Origin of the sequence: Synechococcus sp. CCY9202, assembly GCF_034931685.1 — a bacterium.
GTDB lineage: Bacteria > Cyanobacteriota > Cyanobacteriia > PCC-6307 > Cyanobiaceae > CBW1002.
In genome coordinates this window covers 1-17,492 of the sequence record NZ_JAYGID010000109.1, presented here as the reverse complement: position 1 = coordinate 17,492, position 17,492 = coordinate 1, and the positions used below count along the sequence as shown (strand labels likewise).

Genomic DNA, 17,492 nt, shown 5'->3' with positions numbered 1-17,492 from the left:
GGACGGGGAAGGCGAACGACGCTGCCGGAACTCCGCAACCGGGACCTCCGCGATCGACAACCCTAGGATCGCCGGGTCGCAGGGCTGGTTTGGCCGAGGTTCGATTCCAGCAGGTCAGCAAGACCTATCCGCCGCGGCGCGGAAGTGAGCCCGTCTCTGTGCTGCGCCAGCTGGACCTGGCCATCGCCGACGGTGAATTCCTGGTGCTGGTGGGCCCCTCCGGCTGCGGCAAAAGCACCCTGTTGCGGCTGCTGGCGGGCCTGGAGACCCCCAGCGGTGGCGAGATCTATGTGGGCGGCAATCCGGTGAGCCGGCTGCGGCCCGGCCAGCGTGACGTGGCCATGGTGTTCCAGAGCTACGCCCTCTATCCCCACCTGAGCGTGGCGGACAACATCGGCTTCGGTCTGCGGCGCAGCCGCCCCCGCAGCGCGCCCCAGCAACTGCAGGACGCCCTGCACCGGGCCAGTCGCCAGCTGCCGCCCCTGCTGCGGGTGCCCTCCGAGCGCGAGGAGCGGATCGAACGGCGCATCGCCGAGGTGGCCGAGACCCTGGAGCTGGAGCCGCTGCTGCAGCGGCGCCCCAAGGAGCTCTCGGGAGGCCAGAAGCAGCGGGTGGCCCTGGGGCGGGCGATTGCACGCTCGCCGGCGGTTTTCCTGATGGATGAACCGCTCAGCAATCTCGACGCCAAGCTGCGCACCGGCACCCGTGCCCAGATCGTCGAGCTGCAGCGACGCCTCGGCACCACCACCCTCTACGTGACCCACGATCAGGTGGAGGCCATGACCATGGGGCACCGCATCGCCGTGCTCAATGCCGGCCGGCTGCAGCAGCTGGGCACGCCGATGGAGCTCTATCAGTGGCCCTCCAATCTGTTTGTGGCCCAGTTCATCGGCAGCCCGCCGATGAATCTGCTGCCGGTGATCGCCCTGGGCGGGGATCAGGTGCAACTGGGCTCACGCCGCTTTCTGGTGGAGGGGCCGGTCACCCAGGCCCTGGCCGCCCATGCCGAGAGCGCCTCAGCCAGCAGCCTGACCGCTGGGCTGAGGCCGGAACATCTACGGCTGGCCCCCGCCACCAACCGCAACCTGCCGGCCGAGGTGACCCATCTCGAGGCGCTCGGCAACGAGCAACTGATCAGTTGCCGGTTGCAGGAGACCAGCCATCTGGTGCTGTTGCGGGCCGATCCCTCGCAGCACCTGGCTCCGGGCCAGACCATCCACCTGGAGGTGGAGCCGAGCGGCTGGCGGTTCTTCGATGCCTCCGGCGAGGCCCTGCCCATGCCCCTGCCGGTCCCCATGGACCACGAGCCGAAGCTTCCAGACGTCGGACGGATCTGATGGCTCCAGCCTGATCACCCGAGCCCGATCACCGGGGCCAGATCACCGTGCAGCCCTGGCCGCCGTCACCCTGCTCCGCGTCGCCCACCCGCTCCACGTAGGGCACACCGGCCAGCCACTCGCGCAGCCCCCGTTTGAGCCGGCCCGTTCCGATGCCGTGGATCACCCACACCGGGCCATTGGCACCGCGCAGGTGTTCCTCCACCGCCGCCTCGGCTTCATGGACGCGCATCCCCCGCACGTCCACGGTGTTGCGCTCGGTGCGCACATCCGGCCCGCGGCTGGCGGGCGAGCGGCGGCTGCGGATCTGCACCACGGCAGCGGCAGGCTCCGGCAGGGTGGGTTTCTCGCCATGCAACCCCTCGATCGCCGTCAGATCGACGGTGAGCCGCAGCACACCGCAGCGCACGTTGAGTTCGCGGCCATCGCCTGAGATGGCCAGCACTTCGGCGGCCTTGCCCAGGGCCAGGAGCCGCACCCGATCGCCCACCATGGGCTGCCAGCCGCGATGGTCACGCCGCTCGGGCTGGGGCCGGTGCTGCCGCTCCAGGGTCTTGAGCCGCTGCCCCGCCTGGCGGGCCGTTTCCCCCAGGCTGGCCGCAGAACCACCGCCATCGCGGGCCGCCCCCTGCCGGAGCCGGCGAATGATGCGGCGCACCTCCTTCTGGCCGTCGCGAATCGAGTGCTCCAGCTCCAGCCGCCGCCGCTCCTGCAGCTCGGCGGTCTGCTCCTTCTGCTGCTGCCAGCGCAGCAGCAGCTCCTCATGCAGCAGCTCGGTGCGGGCCAGCAGGGCCGCCGCCTCTTCCGCCGCCAGCTGCTGACGCTGGCGCTCATCCTCGAGACCTTCGATCACCCGGTTCACCTCGCCTTCACCGGCCGGCTCGAGCTGGGCCGCCGCCGCCTGCACCACCGCAGGCTCCAGACCCAGACGGGTGGCGATCGCCAGGGCATTGCTGCGCCCCGGGATGCCCCATTGCAGCCGGTAGGTGGGCGAGAGGGTCTCCACGTCGAAGGCCACCGAGGCGTTCTCGAAGCGCGGATCGCCGTATTTGAGGGCCTTGAGCTCACCGAAGTGGGTGGTGGCGATCGTGAGCCGGGCCCGATCCGCCAGATGCTTGAGCAGCGCCGCCGCCAGGGCCGACCCCTCCTGCGGATCGGTGCCGGCCCCCACCTCATCGAGCAACACCAGCGAAGCGCCCGCATCCTCGGGGCCGAGGGCCGCGAGGATGCGGGCGATACGGCGGATGTGGCCACTGAAGGTGGAGAGGCTCTGCTGCAGCGACTGCTCATCGCCGATGTCGGCCAGCACCTGGGCGCACCAGGGAAACCGGGGAGTGCCGGAGCAGGGCAGAAACAGACCGGCTCGCGCCATCAGGGCCGCCAGCCCCACGCTTTTGAGCGTCACCGTTTTGCCGCCGGTGTTGGGGCCGGTGATCGCCACGACGCGCAGGTCGTTGCCCACGGTGAGGCTCACCGGCACCACCGGCGCGCCAGCCTCGCGCCGCTCCTGCCAGAGCAGCAGGGGGTGGCGCAGCTCGCGCAGCTCGAAGGCCGCTTCTGGATCCTCGAGCAGCTGGGGCCGCACCGCCCCGAGCCAGGCGCCATATCGGGCGCGGGCCAGGGCAGCATCCAGCTGGACGAGCACCGCCTGGAGGTGCTGCAACGCCGCAGCTTCCTCGGCCACCGCTGCGCTGAGCTGCCGCAACACCTCCCGCTCCAGGTCCCGTTCCTGACCCTCCAGCTCGCGGATGCGGTTGCCGAGGGCCACCACGGCCTGGGGTTCCAGGAACACCGTCTGACCCGAGGCGGAGCTGTCGTGCACCAGGCCGGGCAACTGGCTGGCCGCACCGGCCTTCACCGCCAGCACGGGCCGACCGTTGCGCTCGCTGATCACCGTGTCCTGCAGGAGAGCGGCATGGCGCCGCAGCAGATCCTGAAGTCGCTCGCGCCGCTCGCCACGCACTCCCTGCAGCTGGCGTCGCAGACCGGTCAGGGGGGGACTGGCCCGATCCGCCACCCGGCCACCCTCCTCCAGGCAGAAATGCAGGCGCTGCTCCAGCTCGGGCAGGGTGCGCAGCCCCGCCACCAGAGCCGAGCTGGTGGGCCGCAGCTCCGGATCCTCGATCTGCCGCCGCAGGCGCCTGGCCGCCGCCAGGGTGGAGGCCAGCAGCAGCAGGGATTCGCCATCGGCGGTGCCCTCCTTGGCGCAGAGCAGCACCGTGGCGGCGATGTCGCCGGCCCCCTGAAAACTGAGCCCACCCTCCACCAGGCCATCGAGGCCGAGCAACTCGGTGGTTTCGGCCAGCAGGCGCTGACTGGCGGCACAGCTCGGCGCCAGGGGCAGGTCGAGGCAATGGCTGCGGCCGGCCGCTGTGCTGGCGAAGCTGGCGACATGGCCGGCCAGGCGCGGCCATTCCAGCAGCTCAAGCGTGTCGTGCTGCACCGGCGTCGGGGCCGGCGGCGCACCGGAGGACTGGATCAACTGCGCTCCCCCGCCAGCGGCGGCACGGGAATCGGGGCCTGGCCCGGCACGTTGGAGGGGATGCCGGCGGCTGGCTCGTAGAGCATCTCCAGCCAGTTGCCCTCGGAATCCTGAAAGTAGAAGGACGCCGTGCCGTCGCGGTGGTCATGCACCGGCCCCACCGGATGACCGGCCGCCGCCAGGCGGGCATGGGCCTCCTCCACCTCGCAGCGCTCACAGAAGTGGAAGGCGACGTGGGGACCGGCCGCCTTGTAGCTGGGGCTCAGCAGGGCAATGCCGTCGCCATTGCGGGGGTTCTGGAGATAGGCCCAGTCGTCGGCCTCCCAGGTGAGCCGAAAACCAAGCGAGCCATAGAACGCCGTGGCACGGTCCATGTCCTGCACCCTCAGGGCCACGTGACCGAGGCGGTGGGTTGCAGGCCGGGGGGCAGACATGGCGATGGGTGCCTCGGCCTCCATTGTCCGCTTTACCGGGCAACACTGAGACCTCGTCCCAGCGCCTCAGCCCGTGACCCCAGCTCAGTCGGGTCAACCCAGCAGCTTCTGGCTCACCAACCGAGGGGTGGTGGCGACCGGGTTCCTGGTTCTGGAGCTGGTGTTCTTCGCCACCGACTCGGTGGGCGTACCCGCCCACGCCTATGTGAGTGGCGACGTGGGAGGAACGCCCTACCTCGCCGGCTGGTTCAGCCACGCCTTCCTGATTCCGGCCGCGCTGATCATGCCGCTGCTTGGCAGCCTGCGTGAGCGGGTGGGGGCCAAAGCGATCGCGACCGTGGGTCCAGGGCTGTTCGGCGTGGCCTGCCTGATCAGCGCCATGGCCACCGATCCCCAGCTGTTCATCGCCATGCGCGTCCTGCAGGGACTGGGGGCCGGCGTGATCCCAGCCGCCGCCGGCGGCTATCTGGGCGGCCAGCTGGGGGAGAAATACACGCCGATGGGTAAAGGACTGGTGGCGTTGGCGCTGGTCACCGGCTCCAGTGCCGGCATCCCCTTTTCCGGTTTCATCACCTGGTATTTCAGCTGGCGGGTGCTGTATGGGGTGCTGGGCCTCACCGCCCTGGTGGCGGTGGCCGTGATCGCCCGGCTGATGCCAGCCACCCCAGGCAACCCGCAGGCTGAGATCGACTGGCTTGGTTATGGGCTGATGGCCGGCGGCTTCGGTCTGCTGGCGGTGTCACTTGTGGTGGGCAACCAGCAGGAGTGGTTCCAGAGCAGCACCTATGTGGTGATGCTGTGGAGCGCCCTGCTGCTGATCGGCCTGTTTGCCTGGAGGGCGGTGGCGGTACCGAAGCTGATCAACCTGCGCATCTTCCAGGACATCAACTACTGCATCAGCGTCGTGAACCTGAGCTCGGTAATGTTCTTCCTGTTCATGATGTTCGCCATCGTGCCCCGCTTTCTCACGGTGGCGCTGGGCAACACGATCGCAACTTACTCCTGGTCCTTTGTGCCATTTGTGGGTACCGCGGTACTCACAGCCGTGATGGTGACCCCGGGGGTCAGCCCCCATCTGATCGCTGCCCGGATTCCGGCCAAGAAGAAGCTCTGCGCGACCGCGATCCTGCTGTTTGCCCTCACGGCCCTGTGGATGGCCCACACCAGCGCCCAGCAGAACAACGCCAATCTGACGATTCAGCTGATGGCCGTAGGGACGTGCTTCGCGCTGATCAACTGCCTGGAAATCCAGATGTCGTTTTCCACCATGGCGCCCGAGCTGATGACCAGCGCCAGCTCGGTGCTGTTCTTCTGCGCCAACATCTCGAAGGCGCTTTCGGGAGGCGTGAGTGCCGCCATCCTCACCGTCACCAGCCAGGGCAGCTGGGATCGATTCCGTGAACGAATCAGCAGCACCAGTCCAGCGATGGAGGCCTTTCAACAACCCCTGAGCGGCCACTCAGCGGGCATCAGTGGCGACACCTGGTCGCAGGGCTCCCTGGAACTGATCAACAAGGCAACCGCTCAACAGGTTGAAGTGGTGGCGTTCATCAACATCGCCACCCTGGTGGGCCTGGCGCTGCTGGCTTTGTGCGCCCTGCCGCTGCTGCACCGCAGCCCAGGTCCGAGGCGCTGAGCCCGCAGCCACCGCCGCAACTCCTGGCAATCAAGCGCCCTAAGCTCCATGTGATTGACCTGCCTAAGGGGCACGCATGAGCGCTACGGCCCTCAACCCAGGCGAAGCCCCTGGGGCTCCAGCTCCGCCCCCTGCTCCCCCCGGCAAACGGGGTCGCGGGCGCACACTCTGGATCGCCGGCGGTGCCGTCGCGCTGGTGGGGGCGGGGCTGACGGGCTATTTCGTTCGCAATCATTATTTCCCTAGTACCAACGACGCCTACGTGCATGCCTACACCGTGACGGTGTCGCCCTACGTGGAGGGCTATATCAAGACCATCCAGGCTGAGCCCAACGCCTTCGTGAAGAAGGGCCAGCTGCTCTACGAGATCGTGCCGCTGCCCTTTCAGCTCAGCGTGGCTCAGCAGCAGCACCAGGTGGAGGCAGCGATTGCCCAGAAATCCTCCCTGGAGGATCAACTGCTCAAGGCTCGCCAAGCCCTGAAAGATCAGCAGGCAAGCCAGTGGCTCATCGACCTCAACCAGCAACGCTATGCCTACCTCCAGCAACAGCAGGTGGTAGCCCTGGAGAAAGAGCAGGAATTCGAAAGCGCCAAGCTGGAGGCCAAAGCCAAAGTCAAAAGCGCAACAATCGAAATCTCAAGACTGCAGAAACAGATCAGCGAGCAAGACGCCAATATTCGCGCCATGCGGGCTGCGGTTGGCACTGCGAAAGTGAATCTCAATTACACGCGCTACTACGCACCCATGGATGCCTACGTGAGCAATAGTTTCAGCATTCGCGCGGGGCAATACGTCAAGCCAGGCCAGGCCATGTTCAAGCTGATCGACAACACCCACTGGTGGGTGGACGCCAACTTCATGGAGTCGCAGATCGGTCGAATCCGCGATGGCATGCCCGCCACGATCAGCCTGGACATGTATCCCGGCACTACCTTTTCAGGCAAGGTGATCAACATCAGCCAGGGCAGCGGTGCCTACGACTCCCTGCTGCCACCCCAGAACGCCACAGGCAACTGGGTGAAGGTGCCCCAACGTTTTCCTGTGCGCATCCGCCTCGAGCAGAACACACAACATCCGCTGCGGGCGGGCGCCACGGCCCATGCCACGGTGAATACGCTCTGAGGCTTACTGGGGCAGGGTGATCGGCAGCTCTACAGGCTGATCGGGCCGGGAGGGCACCGGCAGGAGCTCACGCAGCAACTGCGCGTAACTGAGGTTGGCCAGGGTCATCGCCTCGGCCCGCTGTTCCATGGCCGTGGTGAGGGAGCGAATCGTGTCGGCAAGGTCGGTGTAGTCAGCCAGTCCAAATTCATAACGAGCCCTGGAATCGCGGTAGGCCTCGCGGGCGGCCCGGAAGGAGGCATTGGCGGCGATGATCTGGCTGAGAGCCGCACGATGGCCGTAGTAGGCGGCTTCCAGCCGCTGTCGAATGGCATTGCGCTCAGCGGCCTCGGCCTGGGCGGTGCGATCCGCCGCGGCCAGGGTGGCCTGCACCGCGCCGGTTGTGATACCGGCATCAAACAGCCGCCAGTTGAGCAGCACACCGGCGGCCCAGTCGCCACCCTGGGAGTTCAGACCAGGGATGAAGGCTGGCCCCTTGCAGCAGTCGTTGAGATCGATCACCGGAGAGGTGCTCTGGGCCACCTGATACCCACCCGTGGCGAACAGCGACACCCGCGGCAACAGCTCGGCGGCGGAACGATCCGCCTGCCGCTGCAAAGCGGTGCGTGCAGCCTGCAGGGCCTGCAACTGGGGATTGTCCTGAAACCCGCGAACAATCGTCTGCTCCAGATCCAGCGGCCAGGGGGGCTGCAATCGCACTGCCTGCCTGGCCACCAACGTGACATCGAAGGGCACATTCACCAGGTTGCTCAACCGGCGCTGGCTGCTGAATCTCAGGGCCTCGGCCTGCTCCAGCCGGAAGCGGTCCTGCTGGAGCAACGCTTCAGCCCGCAACAGATCAACCCGCGGCACCAGAGCGGCCGTTTTCATCGCCAGAACCTGATCACGGATCACCGTGTCGTTGTCTACAACGACCTGACGGATGCGCCGGAGCTGATCGGCCAGCTGCAGGCGGTAATACGCCTCGCTCACATCCAGCTGCAGCTGACGCAGCCGGTTGGCGTAGGTGTGCTGCGACTCCTGCAGATCCGCCTTCACCTGGGCGAGGGCTGCGCTGCGTTCGAAACTGACCAGCTCGTAATCGAGCCGCAGCTGGGCAAAGCCTTCACCGATGTTGGTCTGATAACGGTTCGAGCTACCGGTGGGCACCGCAAAGGCCGAATTGACGCCGTAGCCCTCTACACCAAGATTGCCCTTCCAGGCCCAGTTGCTGCCAGCCTGCTGGCTGTAACCGCCACCCAGAGCGAGGCCCAGGATCGGATAGAAACGGCCACGTACAGAGCGCAGCCAGCCCTGCTGTTCGTTCACACGAGCGATCTGTTGCTGCAGCACCGGATCGTTCTGCACCGCCAGGGCGATCGCCTGCTGCAGATCCAGCCGCAGGCGCTCACGGATCGCCACGGCGCTGGGCTCGTCGGGCAAGGCGCCCGCTGCGGGCGCCGGCAATCGACGTAGCAACTCCGCGGTCTCAACCGGTGACGGCGCCGCAGACTCGGCATCGGCAGGCCAGGCCTGATCGAGGCGGTCAAGATCGCGGGCGTAGGCCTCGAAGCTGCGCAGCAGGGGCCTGAGGGCTGGCGGCGTGGCTTCCGCCAGAGCCGCGGGCGCAGGAAGTACCACGCCCGCCAGCAGCGCTGCCGCCAGAGGCGCCATCAAACGGTCCACAGGCACAAGCATGGACTGGCGGCAGAAGCTTGAGCGCGCCAAGCCTATAAGCGGCAGGCATGATGAAACAGCACAGATACCAGCTTCAGCCCTGGCGCAGCCAGGCCGCCGCATCACAGGCGTGATAGGTGAGGATCAGATCGGCACCGGCCCGCTTGAAGCAGAGCAGGGTTTCGAGCACCACAGCCCGTTCATCGATCCAGCCCCGCTCCGCCGCCGCCTTGACCATGGCGTATTCGCCGCTCACATTATAAGCGGCGATCGGCAGTTCGGTTTCGCCCCGCAGGCGATGAATGATGTCCATGTAGGCCAGGCCGGGCTTCACCATGAGGATGTCGGCGCCTTCCTGCTCATCAAGCAGGGCTTCGGTGAGGGATTCACGGCCATTGGCCGGGTCCATCTGATAGGTGCTTTTGTCCTTGGGAATCGGCTTGCTGTTGGTGGCACGGGGCGCCGAATCGAGCGCCTCGCGGAAGGGGCCGTAATAGGCGGAGGCGTACTTGGCGGTATAGCTGATGATCCCCACGTGCTCGAAGCCCTCTTCATCGAGTGCTTCCCGAATCGCACCCACCCGGCCGTCCATCATGTCGCTGGGGCCGATCAGATCAGCACCGGCCCGAGCCTGGGCCACCGCCTGGCGGCAGAGGATGGCCACGGTTTCGTCGTTGAGCACCACGCCCTCCGCGCTGACGATGCCGTCATGGCCATCGCAGGAATAGGGGTCGAGAGCCACATCGGTCATCACGACCATGCCGGGATGCACCTCCTTGAGGCGACGGATGGCGCGGGGGATGAGGCCGTGCTCGTTGAAGCATTCAGCGCCGTCTTCGCTCTTGAGGCCATCGGCCACCTTGGGAAACAGCACCACGCAGCGGATACCGAGGTTCCAGGCGCGCCCGACCTCCTCCACCAATCCTTCCAGGCTCCAACGCTGGCAACCGGGCATGGCGCCGATCGGCTCGTTGGTCGCCCCCTCATGCACGAACAGGGGATAGATGAAATCAGCCGCGGCCAGATGGTGCTCGCGCACCAGGGACCGCAGCGCAGGGGTGCGGCGCAGCCGGCGGGGGCGGTAGGAGAGCTCCATGGACGGAAACGGGCTGGCCGGATCCTACGGAGCGGGGATCAGCACCACTCCGGTGGTGGAACCCTCAGAGCTTCGCCGCCTGGATCCAGCCGCTGCGGGGATCGGCACTGCGGGCCTGCCGCAACTGCTCCAGCAGGCTGCGCTCCTCAGGGCTGAGCATCTCGGGAAGCTTGAGCACAGGGGTGAGCAGCAGGTCGCCACGCCCACCCTTCACCGGCCAGCCCTTGCCCTTGAGCCGCAGGCTGCGGCCCAGGGTCATGCCGGGAGGCACCTGGACGGCAGCCTCGCCATCGGGCGTGGCCACCCGCACCTCACCGCCGAGGGCCAACTCATCGAGGCTGAGCGGCAGCTCGGCGCGTAACTGATCGCCATCCAGCTTCCAGACGGGGTGCTCCTGCAACTGGAGCTGGAGGTAGAGATCGCCGCGGCGCCCCGTGCCGGGCTGGAGGTTGCCCTTGCCCTTGAGGCGGAGCCGGCTGCCGGCCTTCACCCCAGCAGGGATGCGCACCTGCACCCGCTCCTCATTCACCGCGAGGGTGCGCTCGCAGCCGCGAAAGGCTTCGCTGTAGGTGAGATTAAGGGTGGCTTCTGCATCGAGATTGGCGGCTCCTCCCCTGGCCGTGGCGCCACCGGGGCCAGGGAAACCGCCCCCGAAGCCTCCGGGGAAACCGGAGCCGAACCCGAAGCCTCCCGGTGCCCCGCCGAAACCAGCAGCACCGCCGGCACCCCCGCCCGATCCCCCAAAACGACCCAGAAGGTCGTTGATGAAGTCGTCGAAGTTGCCGTAACGGCCGAAGTCGACATCCATACCGGGTCCACCGCCCCCGGCGGGGCCACCCATCTGGCTCCAGTACTGACCGAACTGCTCGTAGCGCCGCCGCTTGTCGGGATCAGAGAGCACTTCATAGGCCTCACTCACCTCCTTGAAGCGAGCCTCGGCGCTCTTGTCTCCGGGATTCACATCCGGGTGGTGCTGCCGTGCCAGCCGCCGAAAGGCCTTCTTGACGGTGTCGGCATCGGCACCGCGCTCCACACCCAGAACCTTGAAGTAGTCGCGGTAGCCGTTGGCATTCATCGCAGCGCAGGCAGATCGGAACAACGGCCGGACCCAGTGTCTCAGCCACAGCCTCTGTCGTGCGGCCTTCTGGGGGGCGGAAGGCCGAACGCGGCTCGTGCCCATGGGCCTCCACTGTTCCTAAACTGCATCGAGCTCAGGTTCCGTCCATGTTTCCTCGCGGCACCCTGCGCTCCGGCCTGCTGATCGGTCTCACCACGCTGATGGTGGGCCTCACCAGTACCGCCAGTGCCGGCAGCGCCCCCTCCGGCAAGGCCAGCACGACCCCAAGTCTTGGCGAGGCCCTTCACGCTTCAACGGCCGAGCAGAAGGCCCTCACCGAGCACCTGCGTGCCAAGGGAGTGCTGTTCTATGGCGCCTGGTGGTGCCCGGCCTGCTTCAAACAGAAGAGCCTGTTCGGCAAGGAAGCCGGCAATCGCCTGCCCTATGTGGAGTGCGACAAGGACGATGCCGGCCGTCAGCGCTGCATCAGCGCCAAGATTCGCGCCTTCCCCACCTGGGTCATGGCCGACAAGCGGATTGAGGGCGTGCAGACGATCGAGGAACTGAAGGTGTGGAGCGGCTACGGCCGCTGAACCCCTTCAGAGGCCGCTGATGCCCTTCAGCGCCAGAAATCCGGCGAAGCCGAAACAGAGAAGCGCCTGGATGCGGCGCTGGTGCTGCGCCATCCAGGGCGCGAGCCGCTCCAGCGTTCTGCGGCCAGGGGCGCCCCAGAGCCACACCAGAGCGGGTGGAGCCAGGGCAGGCAGCAGGGTGATCAGGGCCATCAGACCCACCAGCAACACTTCGGTCGGCAGCGATGGCTGGGCACGGGCCAGATCCTGCAGTGCTGGCAGAAACAACACCAGCGAGGTGAGGTTGGTGGCCATGCTGCCGGTCCCGATCAACAGGCCACGCCTGACACTCAGGGGCGCCCCCTCCGCACCCACCACTGACGCATGCACCAGGCGTCCCTGCTGAATCGCCAGGCCCAGGGTTAACAACAGCAGCGCCAGTACGAGATGCACCACCGCAGCCACGGGGTCAGGCCCTGGTGTGCGGGGCGGCAGGGCATGGCCCAGCAACAATCCAGCCAGGGTCCAGCCAGCCACCACCAGGCTGGCGCCGGCGGCGAAGCCCCAGCTGGGACCCAGGCCCTGGGTACTGCGGCCCAGCAGCATCACCTGCAGGATCAGCACCAATGGACTGACTGCCGCGCCAAGCGCCAGGGGCAGAATTTCGACGAGCAGGGAGAGGGACACCATCCAACCAGCATCGGGGGGAATGGGCGATCCGTTCAAGGCTCAGATCCTGGACACGCCGGTTGCGCGCTGGCCGAGGCAGCGCATGTTGGGGCGAGCGGCACTGCGCAGTTCCTGTCTCTGCCCCCTTATGCAGGGTCGTGACCGCCGGTGAAAGCTGGGGCGCCTCCAGGTTGCCAAGCCCGATCGCCACCACCATGGCCGCGAGGACCAGGGTGAGGAGCTTCTGGGTGGTGGTGGCGGATTGGTGGGTCGGCATCGTTCGTTTGCCCGATGACGTCACTTTCAGCGGAGCGTTTGGTGCCCGCTGCGATCCAGCGCAAGGCCGGCTGTGATCTTGCTCACAAGGCCCGCGGACAGGCCTGGGCCGGCGCCAAAGACGCTCGGAAGCAGAAGGCCTTAACGTTCGGCTCCTACAGCCCACGCCCCCCATGGGCCGCCGACTCTGGGTTCTGCTGATGCTGGCGACCCTGGGGCTGGCGCTGCTCCTGCCCTTCCCCGCCAGGCTCGCCGCCCAGCCGATCGCCACAGGCAGCCCCACCGAGATCCGGGGGGTCTGGATCACCGCCAACGACATGGGCGTGCTGCGCGACCGGGAGCGGATGCGGCAGATGGTGGCCCAGCTGGCGGAGCTGAACTTCAACACCCTGTATCCGGTCGTCTGGAACGCGGGCTTCGCCTACTACCCCAGCCGCGTCACCGAGGAGCGCGGCCTGCAGACCTTCACCTACCGCGGGCTGCAGGGCCAGGACATCCTGGCCGAACTGATCGAGACCGCCCACTCCCATGGCCTGCTGGTGGTGCCCTGGTTCGAGTTCGGCTTCATGACACCACCGGACTCACTCCTGGCCCGGCAGCATCCCGACTGGCTGACCCGAAAGAAGGACGGCGGCCTCACCTCGATCAGCGCCGCCGGCACCGTGGCCTGGCTCAATCCCTTCCGGCCCGAGGTACAACAGCTGATCAGCGATCTGGTGCTGGAGATCGTGGGCCAGTACGACGCGGACGGCATCCAGTTCGACGACCACATGAGCTTGCCGCGGGACTTCGGTTACGACCCCTACACGCTGGCGCTGTACGAGAAGGAAACCAGAAAGCCGAACTCAAAGGCACCCTCCACGGCATCAGCACCTCCTGCTCCACAGGATCCTGCCTGGCTGAAATGGCGGGCGGACAAGATCACGGCTTTCATGAGCCAGCTGCGGAAGGCGGTGGAGGCTCGCCGACCAGGGGCAATCGTCTCAGTGTCGCCGAATTACTACGACTTTGCCTACAAGCTGCAGCTGCAGGACTGGCTCACCTGGGTGCGGCGCGACATCGCAGACGAGATCCTGATCCAGATCTATCGCCCTGATCTCGAAAGCTTTCTGCCCCATCTCAGCCGGGTGGAGGTACAGGAAACCCTGCAGAAGATCCCAACCGGCATCGGCATCATGAGCGGTCAGCGCACCAGACCCGCACCGATGGAACTGATCCAGTCCCAGGTGCTGGCCGCCAGGGAACGGCAGCTGGGGGTTGCCTTCTTTTACCTCGAAAGCCTCTGGGAGCAAAGCGGCGAACCGCGGGAAGCACGGCTGGAGGGCCTGCGGCAGCTCTTCCCCACACCAGCTCCTCGCCAGCGGCGGGCCCGCTCCTCGACGCTTTCGCAACCCGCGGCCCCGACAAGCCTCCCGAATCAACCTGGAACACCACCTCCTGTCACACCAGCTCCTGGAACAGCAGGGCCAGGTCATGCACTGCCGGTGAGACCCCTGCCTTTGCCACCTCCCCTACCGAGCCTGCCGGGAGCCTTCGCTCCACGCGCAGCACCCATTCAATCCACCGCTGCATTCTCCCCAGTGCTGCAGGAAGCCTAAACCGCTGCTTTGACACCCACCAACCACGGCATTAGCAAGGGACAACGTCTTGTTCACCATGGCCTGGCAACAGCCTCTGCAGCGCCTCCTGCCACTGGCCCTGTTGCCCGTTTCGCTTGGATGGCTCGCCACTTCGCCAGCCACAGCCAAAGAGGCCCGCTGTGTGGTTGTGGAGGCTGGGGTGACGACGTTTCAGGGACGCTGCGATTTCCAGCAGTTTGGCGGCGACGGCAGCTTTTCGATCGGGCCCATTGGACAGCCCTTGATTGCAGGCCGGCTGCTTCTCACGGTGACTCTCGTCACGCCAGAGAGTGCGGAAGTACGCGGAGTCACTCAGAACGGCATCAATTCCCGCTGGGGCCCAGCCCGCCGCTCCGTTCGGGATCGTGCCTGCTGGGACGGGAGTGATTTCCGGATTTGTGCCTACTGAACCGGCGGAGACTGGGGGTCTCAGGCGCTGCCGCGGCGTGAGTTCGGAAGGGCCAGGATTTCCCGAGGGTGCGGCGACGGGCCGCCACCAAAAGGAGCCGTTGCTGGGCACAAGCCGCCACCTCCCACCACAACAGCCGGGCACGCTCGGGGGTTCGCTGCAGCAGCAGCTGGATGGCCATGTCTGGAGGCCCTGCCTCGCCATCGCAGCGTTGCCAAGCTGGAGCCAGTCGCCATGGCCGCCGTGATTCCTCCCCAGAAGCAGATGACCGGCATGCTCGGCCATCCAGTGGCCGAGAACCCGATCGACCGCATGTTCGACGCGGTGTACAGCCACTACGGCCTGCCCTGGCAGTTCTGGAAGAGCGACATCGCCTCGGAGGCTGATCTGGCCCTGGCCGTCGCCGCCCTGGCTCCGCTCGGCTATCGCGGCGTGGGCATCACCGTGCCCTACAAGGTGGCGGTGATGCCCATGCTGGATGGGGTCGACGACGACGTGCGTGCCATCGGCGCCGCCAACTACGTCACGATCGAGCAGGGCCGCCTGATCGGCCATAACAACGACGGCAAGGGCGTCGTGAAGGCGATCGAAAAGGTGGTGCCGCTGCGCGATCAGCGGGTGGTGATGCTCGGCGCCGGCGGGGCCGGCCGGGCAATGGCAGTGGAGATCGCCTGGGCCGGTGCCGCCCAGCTCACCCTGGTGACTCGCCGCGAAAGCCAGGGGCGCGAGGTGGCGGAGCTCGTCCAACGGGCCAGTGGCGTGCCCTGCTGTTGGCAGGCCTGGCAGCAGCAGGTCAGCGTTCCAGCGGGCACCACCCTGCTGATGAACGCCACGCATCTGGGCTGTGCGCCACAGCTGGAACCCGTCCCTGTGCGCTGGGAAACGGTGGACCCGGGATGTACAGCCGTGGATGTGATCACCAACCCGCGGATCACGCCCTTTCTGGCCACCGCGCGTGAGCGGGGCTGCCGGATTGTGGACGGGGTGGAGATGCTGGTGCAGCTGGCGATGCAAATCTTTGAGCGCTGGACTGGCATCAGCCCCGAGGAGGCGGTGTTCCATCGCGCCGTGGCCGACGCCCTCGGTGAGTGAGCTTTGGATCCTTCCCTCCAGAACGATGGCCGGACCTGGGCTGCGGGGACCATCCGATCCCTGGGCTCGTGCCCCGCAATGGCGGGGAGATCAAGCAAGGGGCCCGGATGCAGTCTCAACACGCACCGAAAACCTAAATGGAGCATCGCCGAGGAGGAGCACCCGGACCAGAGGCAATCCGACAAGTCGCACAGTTCAAAAAACGACAACTACGCATACTTCTGTCAACTTATCTTCACGCAAACGTCGCACATCCAAGGCCAAGTCAATCACGAGAGCAACAAGACGACATGGAAACTTTTCATCGAGGACTGAGCGAAGATGCCATCATCACCCGCTGAAAAGGCTGCCGCGTCATGAGCTTTATGCAGAGCCCGAAAGAAAGCCGCCCAATACCGAACGCCTCCCAGGAGAGTCGGGGAATCCATCGGGGACCACCTTGAACTCGGTCCGATCAAGGTGACACTTGTGCATCGGCGGGAGCTCCTTCTCAAGTGCAGGCCCCTGCCGCTCTGATGAACGGTGGGACTTCAGCAGAGAAACCAGGCCATCCCCGAAGAGAAAGGCGCAAGAGAGCCATTGCACTGACGATTGAAGTGCCAGGGCATGGACTTGGACACAGGGACAGGAGACTGGTGCCTTGCATTGCCCGCACTTCATGCCCGAAGCGATGACCCGCCCAAGCCGTCCAAGCGCAGCACCAGGATGCGCGCACTGAACCACTCCGAAGTGCGATACTCCAAGAATAGAGAGTCTTCCTGGCACAATTCTCACCATGCGCATCGCCATTTCAGGCTCTCATTCTTTGGGCAAGTCCACCGTGGTCAGGGATTGGGCCGCGGCCCATCCCTCCTTTCACAGGGAAGAAGAACCCTACCGCGCCCTTGGGCTGCACGGCCCCTACGAAATACTATTTCGCGAGGCATCAACTCGACTGCACAATGGAATCCAGATGTACTACAACATCTCCAGGATCCATCGCTACGCAAGTCCGTCGGATCATGTGATTTTCGATCGCGCGCCCATCGATTATCTCGCCTATTCCCAATACACCGCGAACCAACGAAGTACCGACATTGACGACGAGTACGTAGCCTCGATGATTCCCGCCGCAAGGGAATCATTGGACCACCTCGACATTCTTGCATTCGTCCCAAAGTCTGAAGCCTGGCCCGTGGCGATGGAAGACGATGGCATCCGCCCAGTTGATCATGCCTACCGTGACGAAGTTGATGCGATCTTCAAGCAGATCTATCGCGAGGGTCGCTTCAATGTGATGCCAGAGCAACAGGCTCCGCTGCTGATCGAATTGGTTGGACCGGCAGAGCAACGACTGGAACAGCTGCAAAGCGCCATCCTCGAGATTCGGCATCGCAGCCAAGCAGGCGGCGACAAGCTGAATCGAAGCAAAGTTCAGGGCAACCCCCTGCAAGACTTCTGAGTAGGGCCTCCTGAGAAAGTGCAGAGCGGCTGCGCCGCAGTAGATCCGAGCAGTTTTTAACTGTAGAATGTGTTCAATTCGGCTCGATGTCGCCGAAAAGCAGCCCAGAGTTTTCCACATGTATCGGCGCGAGCATCGTCATCAGCTCTCGTTTGAGGATTTCTTCTTGCCGTTTGGCGGCAAACTCTCTAGTGACAATCGCTGGATCAAGCTTGCTGAGCTCATTCCCTGGGATGAGCTGGAGGACGACTACGCGTCGCACTTCTGCAAAGGCTTTGGGGCACCTGCCAAGCCATTTCGAATGGCGCTGGGTGCACTGACCATCAAGGCTCGTATGGCGATCACAGACGAAGAGCTGGTTGAGCAACTCAAGGAAAACCCGTACCTTCAATTCTTCATTGGATTAGAAGCATTCCAGTTCTCAGCACCGTTTGATCCGTCGATGATGGTCTATTTCCGGAAGCGGCTGCCGGAGTCAGTGATCAACGACTGCAACGAACGGATCGTGCGCCATGGGCTGAATGTGATCCAGGCCGCAGGTACCGACGATGATCAAGGTGCAGACAAAGGTGGCGGTTCTTCCACGGGACATA

14 protein-coding genes are annotated in these 17,492 nt (G+C 65.6%); 8 read left to right on the top strand and 6 right to left on the bottom strand.

Features of this window, described 5'->3' with window-relative positions; translation table 11 throughout:
* The first annotated feature begins 89 nt into the window (after positions 1 to 89).
* Positions 90 to 1,337, top strand: coding sequence for an ABC transporter ATP-binding protein (locus VB777_RS13740; RefSeq protein ID WP_323249618.1), 1,248 nt, complete (start codon positions 90 to 92; stop codon positions 1,335 to 1,337).
* Between the two features lie 28 nt (positions 1,338 to 1,365).
* Here VB777_RS13740 and VB777_RS13735 read toward each other — a convergent pair whose 3' ends face one another.
* Both VB777_RS13735 and VB777_RS13730 read right to left on the bottom strand, forming a co-directional pair.
* Complete coding sequence (locus VB777_RS13735) at positions 1,366 to 3,819, bottom strand: endonuclease MutS2 (RefSeq protein ID WP_323249615.1); 2,454 nt, start codon at positions 3,817 to 3,819, stop codon at positions 1,366 to 1,368.
* Positions 3,816 to 4,253, bottom strand: coding sequence for a VOC family protein (locus tag VB777_RS13730; protein WP_323249613.1), 438 nt, complete (start codon positions 4,251 to 4,253; stop codon positions 3,816 to 3,818). Before VB777_RS13730 ends, VB777_RS13735 begins: the two co-directional genes overlap by 4 nt.
* A gap of 73 nt (positions 4,254 to 4,326) precedes the next feature.
* Between VB777_RS13730 and VB777_RS13725 the strand changes: the two genes are divergently transcribed.
* Positions 4,327 to 5,889 (top strand): MFS transporter, encoded by a 1,563-nt coding sequence (locus VB777_RS13725; protein ID WP_322758365.1) that lies wholly within the window; start codon positions 4,327 to 4,329, stop codon positions 5,887 to 5,889.
* Between the two features lie 76 nt (positions 5,890 to 5,965).
* Positions 5,966 to 7,012, top strand: a complete 1,047-nt coding sequence (locus VB777_RS13720) for an HlyD family secretion protein (protein ID WP_323249610.1) — start codon at positions 5,966 to 5,968, stop codon at positions 7,010 to 7,012.
* Between the two features lie 3 nt (positions 7,013 to 7,015).
* Here the strand turns inward: VB777_RS13720 and VB777_RS13715 are convergent, their stop codons facing one another.
* From VB777_RS13715 to VB777_RS13705, 3 genes are all read right to left on the bottom strand, one after another.
* The gene (locus VB777_RS13715) at positions 7,016 to 8,689 is read right to left on the bottom strand and encodes a TolC family protein (RefSeq protein ID WP_323249608.1); all 1,674 of its coding nucleotides are present in this window, start codon (positions 8,687 to 8,689) and stop codon (positions 7,016 to 7,018) included.
* A 73-nt stretch (positions 8,690 to 8,762) separates the two neighbouring features.
* Positions 8,763 to 9,764: a porphobilinogen synthase gene (gene hemB / locus VB777_RS13710; RefSeq protein WP_323249606.1), complete on the bottom strand. Its 1,002-nt coding sequence runs from the start codon at positions 9,762 to 9,764 to the stop codon at positions 8,763 to 8,765.
* A 64-nt stretch (positions 9,765 to 9,828) separates the two neighbouring features.
* The gene (locus tag VB777_RS13705) at positions 9,829 to 10,839 is read right to left on the bottom strand and encodes a J domain-containing protein (protein WP_323249604.1); all 1,011 of its coding nucleotides are present in this window, start codon (positions 10,837 to 10,839) and stop codon (positions 9,829 to 9,831) included.
* A gap of 149 nt (positions 10,840 to 10,988) precedes the next feature.
* Here VB777_RS13705 and VB777_RS13700 point away from each other — a divergent pair, with 149 nt between their 5' ends.
* Positions 10,989 to 11,414 carry a hypothetical protein gene (locus VB777_RS13700; RefSeq protein ID WP_323249602.1) on the top strand — a complete coding sequence of 142 codons (426 nt, stop codon included), beginning with the start codon at positions 10,989 to 10,991 and terminating at the stop codon, positions 11,412 to 11,414.
* 6 nt (positions 11,415 to 11,420) lie between these two features.
* On the opposite strand, the gene VB777_RS13695 is transcribed toward VB777_RS13700, so the two are convergent.
* Positions 11,421 to 12,083, bottom strand: a complete 663-nt coding sequence (locus tag VB777_RS13695; RefSeq protein ID WP_323249600.1) for a GAP family protein — start codon at positions 12,081 to 12,083, stop codon at positions 11,421 to 11,423.
* A gap of 428 nt (positions 12,084 to 12,511) precedes the next feature.
* Here VB777_RS13695 and VB777_RS13690 point away from each other — a divergent pair, with 428 nt between their 5' ends.
* The 4 genes from VB777_RS13690 to VB777_RS13675 all read left to right on the top strand — a co-directional run.
* Entirely contained in the window at positions 12,512 to 13,936 is a 1,425-nt protein-coding gene (locus VB777_RS13690; protein ID WP_323249598.1) for a glycoside hydrolase family 10 protein, read from the top strand.
* Positions 13,937 to 14,600: 664 nt separating this feature from the next.
* On the top strand, positions 14,601 to 15,458 hold the full coding sequence (locus VB777_RS13685) for a shikimate dehydrogenase (RefSeq protein WP_323249596.1): 858 nt from the start codon (positions 14,601 to 14,603) through the stop codon (positions 15,456 to 15,458).
* Between the two features lie 775 nt (positions 15,459 to 16,233).
* Positions 16,234 to 16,899: an AAA family ATPase gene (locus VB777_RS13680; protein WP_323249594.1), complete on the top strand. Its 666-nt coding sequence runs from the start codon at positions 16,234 to 16,236 to the stop codon at positions 16,897 to 16,899.
* A 118-nt stretch (positions 16,900 to 17,017) separates the two neighbouring features.
* Positions 17,018 to 17,492, top strand: a 475-nt coding sequence (locus tag VB777_RS13675; RefSeq protein ID WP_323249592.1) for a transposase, incomplete at its 3' end; no start/stop codon positions are given.

What these genes read in the sequence shown, in the direction of transcription:
- VB777_RS13730 (WP_323249613.1), bottom strand. Translation starts at nt 4,253, where the DNA reads ATGTCTGCCCCCCGGCCTGCAACCCACCGCCTCGGTCACGTGGCCCTG.
- VB777_RS13720 (WP_323249610.1), top strand. Translation starts at nt 5,966, where the DNA reads ATGAGCGCTACGGCCCTCAACCCAGGCGAAGCCCCTGGGGCTCCAGCT.
- VB777_RS13715 (WP_323249608.1), bottom strand. Translation starts at nt 8,689, where the DNA reads ATGCTTGTGCCTGTGGACCGTTTGATGGCGCCTCTGGCGGCAGCGCTG.
- hemB (WP_323249606.1), bottom strand. Translation starts at nt 9,764, where the DNA reads ATGGAGCTCTCCTACCGCCCCCGCCGGCTGCGCCGCACCCCTGCGCTG.
- VB777_RS13705 (WP_323249604.1), bottom strand. Translation starts at nt 10,839, where the DNA reads ATGAATGCCAACGGCTACCGCGACTACTTCAAGGTTCTGGGTGTGGAG.
- VB777_RS13700 (WP_323249602.1), top strand. Translation starts at nt 10,989, where the DNA reads ATGTTTCCTCGCGGCACCCTGCGCTCCGGCCTGCTGATCGGTCTCACC.
- VB777_RS13695 (WP_323249600.1), bottom strand. Translation starts at nt 12,083, where the DNA reads ATGGTGTCCCTCTCCCTGCTCGTCGAAATTCTGCCCCTGGCGCTTGGC.
- VB777_RS13690 (WP_323249598.1), top strand. Translation starts at nt 12,512, where the DNA reads ATGGGCCGCCGACTCTGGGTTCTGCTGATGCTGGCGACCCTGGGGCTG.
- VB777_RS13685 (WP_323249596.1), top strand. Translation starts at nt 14,601, where the DNA reads ATGGCCGCCGTGATTCCTCCCCAGAAGCAGATGACCGGCATGCTCGGC.
- VB777_RS13680 (WP_323249594.1), top strand. Translation starts at nt 16,234, where the DNA reads ATGCGCATCGCCATTTCAGGCTCTCATTCTTTGGGCAAGTCCACCGTG.